The 608-nt window shown below is 42.1% G+C and carries 1 protein-coding gene; it reads right to left on the reverse strand.

Translation table 11 applies throughout. From position 1 onward, the window contains the following. Positions 1-421, reverse strand: a 421-nt coding sequence (locus IV84_RS10560; protein ID WP_420865363.1) for a DNA topoisomerase, incomplete at its 3' end; no start/stop codon positions are given. Positions 422-608 lie beyond the last annotated feature (187 nt).

The following is a 608-nucleotide window of genomic DNA, read 5'->3' on the forward strand; positions in this document are numbered from 1 at the left end:
CCAGATACTTCGTCAGATTAGCCACTAAATAATCAAATTCTTCATCAGTGATGTAAGCACAATCGGTGCGGGGATAACTAAGGTACTTGGCTTCGTATAAACTCTGAATGGCCGCTAAGGTTTGACTGGCGCTGGCGTGATAACGTTTATTCATGGCACTTTGCAGACTGGATAGCGAGAATGGTTGGGGACTAGCACTTTTTTTAGCCTGGTTTTGAATGCCCTTGATTAAACCAGCCTGTGAGCCTTTCTGAACGTGTGTAGCTTGCATGAATGTCATTAGCCCTGCTTTGTATTTAAATCGCTGATAGGGGGCTAATTTTGCGACGAATTTTTGCTGATTAGCTACAATTTCCGCATTTAGTTCAAAATAGGGTTCCGGCTTAAAGTTTTTGATTGCCTGGTCTCTTTGATAGACCATACACAAGGCTGGCAGCTATAGGTAACTAATCGAGCACGCTCTACGTACCAAATTTTTATCAATATAAAATACATTATGGGCTACCATTCATACCAATTAACCAGTCGCTAATTTTGTGATTACAAGTGCATGCCCCCATCTTCATGCCGGTTTCGAGTTTGGTGTTGCCGTTGCTTTTTCGTCATTG

This window comes from Pediococcus damnosus (genome assembly GCF_001437255.1).
Taxonomy (GTDB): Bacteria; Bacillota; Bacilli; order Lactobacillales; family Lactobacillaceae; genus Pediococcus; species Pediococcus damnosus.